Source organism: Gemmobacter sp., from assembly GCF_016792925.1.
Taxonomy (GTDB): Bacteria; Pseudomonadota; Alphaproteobacteria; order Rhodobacterales; family Rhodobacteraceae; genus Gemmobacter.
This window is the reverse complement of record NZ_JAEULU010000058.1, coordinates 1-3,289: the sequence shown is the minus strand read 5'-3', so window position 1 is coordinate 3,289 and position 3,289 is coordinate 1. Positions and strand designations below refer to the sequence as shown.

The following is a 3,289-nucleotide window of genomic DNA, read 5'->3' as shown; positions in this document are numbered from 1 at the left end:
TTCACTTCATCGCCATCGAGGCGGCGCTTTCGGGCAGTTCCTCGCCGAAGCAGCGCTGATAGAATTCCGCGACGGTCTGGCGCTCCAGCTCGTCGCATTTGTTCAGGAAGGACAGCCGGAACGCATAGCCGACATTGTGGAAGATGCGCGCGTTTTCGGCCCAGTTCAGCACGGTGCGCGGCGACATGACGGTCGAGAGGTCGCCATTCATGAAGGCGGTCCGGGTGAGATCGGCCACCGTCACCATCTGGCTGATCTGCTTGCGGCCCTTCTCGGTGTTGTAATGCGCGTTCTTGGCCAGCACGATGGCGGCTTCGGCATCGTGGGACAGGTAGTTCAGCGAGGCGACAAGGCTCCAGCGGTCCATCTGCGCCTGGTTGATCTGCTGGGTGCCGTGGTACAGGCCGGTCGTGTCGCCCAGACCCACGGTGTTCGCTGTGGCAAACAGGCGGAAGGACGGGTGGGGGGTGATGATCTCGTTCTGATCGAGCAGGGTCAGCTTGCCATCATGTTCCAGCACGCGCTGGATGACGAACATCACATCGGCGCGGCCCGCATCATATTCGTCGAACACGATGGCGACCGGGTTTTTCAGCGCCCAGGGCAGGATGCCGGGGTGGAACTCCGTCACCTGCTTGCCGTCTTTCAGTTTGATCGCATCCTTGCCGATCAGGTCGATCCGGCTGATATGGCTGTCGAGGTTCACCCGCACGCAGGGCCAGTTCAGCCGTGCCGCCACCTGTTCGATATGGGTGGATTTGCCGGTGCCGTGATAGCCCTGGATCATCACGCGGCGGTTATAGGCGAAGCCTGCGAGGATGGCGAGCGTGGTATCGGGGTCGAATTTATAGGTGCTGTCGATCTCGGGCACGCGGTCGCCGCGTTCGGCGAAGCCCTTCACCTTCATGTCGGTGTCGATGCCGAAGACATCGCGCACAGAGATTTCTTCGGTGGGTTTCGCAATCTGATCGAGCATTCCGTCCGCCATGGGCAAGGGCGCGCGGAGGGCCGCGCGCGCGTTCGTTTGAGGGATTTGTGGAACATATCGCGGGGGGCTGCAAGGGGAAGGGCTGTTACCGACACAATTGGCGGGGGTTGCGCAAATTCTGCGCAAGCGCTGCGGGCGCTGTGCGGGAGGTTTGGGGTTTCTGGGCCTTGTCAGCTTGGCAAGGAGTATGAGGCATGTGGAATTTGCGCGGTGGCGTGGCGGTCTGGAGCGCGGGGATCGCGCTGTTCACGGTGGTTTTTTCGGAAGGTTATGGCATCGGCGGCAGGGTGTTGATCCTTGGGGCCGGTGTCGGCGCGGCGGTGGCAGGGGCATGGCTTGCGCCGCTGTTTGGCCGGGCGGGCGGTTTGGGTTGGCTTTGGGCCATTGGGGCTGCGGTGGCTGTGACGGTCTTTGGCGGTGCCGTTGCGGGGGCGGTGTTCGATCCGGCCTCGCGGTTTGGCGGGCCGGTCATGGGGGCTTTAATGGGGCCTGCCATGGCGATGGCGCATCCCGTTCCGGCACTGGTCTGGCTGGGCGGCTTTGGCGGCTTGCATCTGGCGGCGCAGCGCTGGCGGGGCTTGCGGCTGGCGCGCGAAAGGGTCAGGGTTTTCGCGGAATGAGGGAACAGGGATGTGATGGCAGAGCAAGACCCCGGCGCGCCTCCGCCTGAGCGGCCAGAGCAGGGCGCCTCGGCGGGGCTGCGCCTTCTCGGGGCTTTTGCGGTGGCCCTGGCCTTTGCGCTGGCGGTTTATGCGCTGCTGTCGGTGGTCGCGCCGTCGGAGGGCCTGATCGGTTTTGGCTTTCTGGCGGTGCTGCCCGCGGCGCTTTCGGCCTTTGTGGCCTATGTCGCGGACCCGTTGGCGCGCAAGAATATGGGCAGCTATCTGATGGTGCCGGTCTGGCTGGTGCTGGCGGCCTCGATCCTGGCGCTGGTCACCCTTCCCGAGGGCATCATCTGCGTCCTGATGCTGGCGCCGATCTGGCTGGTTGCGGGCCTAGTGGGGGCGGGGCTGACCTATTACCTGCGCAGCCGTATCCCGCAGGGGCGGCAGTTTGTCAGTGTGTTGGCCTTGGCGCCGCTGCTGGTCATGGCTGCCGAGCCGCATCTGCCGCGCCCCGAGGCCGAGGTGACGGTGGCGCGCAGCATCGAGATCGCCGCCGCGCCGGAAACCGTCTGGCCGCTGCTGGAGGGGGCGGGCGCCATCGGCCCGGAGGAAGGCATCTGGACGGTGACCCAAAGCCTGATCGGCGTGCCGCGCCCGCAGGCCGCGCGGCTGGAGGGGCAGGGCATCGGGGCCCTGCGTCGGGCCGAATGGCAGCGCGGCATCCGGTTTGACGAGGTGATCACCGAATGGGAGCCGCTGCGCCGCATCGGCTGGGCCTTCCGCTTTGGCGATCATCAGGGATGGGAGATCACCGATGCCCATCTGATGCCCGACAGCGCCTATATGCAGATCCGGCGCGGCGGTTACAGCATGGCACCGCTGCCGGGCGGCGGGGTGCGGGTCAGTCTGGAGACGACTTATTGGATGCGCACGCCGGTGAATGGCTATGCCGCGCTGTGGGGCGAAGTGTTGCTGGGCGATCTGGAGGCCAATGTGCTGGCGATCCTCAAGGCGCGTGCCGAGACGCGTGCCGAGGTGGCGAGGGGCTAACGCACCCTCTTGCCGAATCCGGCTGATGCGCTAGATAAATGTTCCATGAATGTTCTCATGTGGTTCAAGCGCGACCTGCGGGTCGCCGATCATCCCGCGCTGGCGCTTGCGGCGGCGAAGGGCAAGGTTTTGCCAGTCTGGCTGGCAGAGCCGGAGTATTGGCGCCTGCCCGATACCTCGGCCCGGCATTGGGCCGTCACGGTGGAAGCGGTGGAGAGCCTGCGGGCCGAACTGGCGGCGCTTGGCCTGCCCTTGGTGGTGCGGATGGGCGAGGCGGTGTCGGTGCTGGATCGCCTTGTGCGGGCGCATGGCATCACCGAGATGGTCAGCCATGAGGAGACCGGCAATCTGTGGACCTATGGGCGCGACCGCCGGGTGGCGGCCTGGGCGCGGGGGCTGGGTTTGCGCTGGACCGAAGTGCCGCAATGCGGGGTGCAGCGGCGGCTGGTCAGCCGGGATGGCTGGCAGCGCGGGCGCGACGCCTTCATGGCTGGCGCGCTGGCGGTGCCCGAGGGCTTGAGCCCGGTGCCGGGGGTGGAACCCGGCGCGCTGCCCTCGGCCCGCGCCATGGGGCTGGCGGAAGACCCCTGCCCGCATCGCCAGCAGGGCGGGCGCGACCGGGCGCTGGCGGCGCTGGACAGCTTTC

The 3,289-nt window shown here is 66.6% G+C and carries 4 protein-coding genes; 3 read left to right on the top strand and 1 reads right to left on the bottom strand.

Features of this window, described 5'->3' with window-relative positions; genetic code table 11:
- Position 1 precedes the first annotated feature (1 nt).
- Positions 2-988: a cobaltochelatase subunit CobS gene (cobS, locus tag JNN06_RS03210; protein ID WP_291238157.1), complete on the bottom strand. Its 987-nt coding sequence runs from the start codon at positions 986-988 to the stop codon at positions 2-4.
- 194 nt (positions 989-1,182) lie between these two features.
- Between cobS and JNN06_RS03205 the strand changes: the two genes are divergently transcribed.
- The 3 genes from JNN06_RS03205 to JNN06_RS03195 all read left to right on the top strand — a co-directional run.
- Positions 1,183-1,608 (top strand): hypothetical protein, encoded by a 426-nt coding sequence (locus JNN06_RS03205; protein ID WP_291238156.1) that lies wholly within the window; start codon positions 1,183-1,185, stop codon positions 1,606-1,608.
- 15 nt (positions 1,609-1,623) lie between these two features.
- Positions 1,624-2,643 (top strand): hypothetical protein, encoded by a 1,020-nt coding sequence (locus JNN06_RS03200; RefSeq protein ID WP_291238155.1) that lies wholly within the window; start codon positions 1,624-1,626, stop codon positions 2,641-2,643.
- A gap of 45 nt (positions 2,644-2,688) precedes the next feature.
- Positions 2,689-3,289 (top strand): deoxyribodipyrimidine photo-lyase (locus JNN06_RS03195; RefSeq protein WP_291238154.1); only part of this gene is annotated, 601 nt, incomplete at its 3' end.

Bases quoted from the DNA above. Each gene is read 5' to 3' on its own strand.
- JNN06_RS03200 (WP_291238155.1), top strand. From the start codon at position 1,624: ATGGCAGAGCAAGACCCCGGCGCGCCTCCGCCTGAGCGGCCAGAGCAG.
- JNN06_RS03205 (WP_291238156.1), top strand. From the start codon at position 1,183: ATGTGGAATTTGCGCGGTGGCGTGGCGGTCTGGAGCGCGGGGATCGCG.
- cobS (WP_291238157.1), bottom strand. From the start codon at position 988: ATGGCGGACGGAATGCTCGATCAGATTGCGAAACCCACCGAAGAAATC.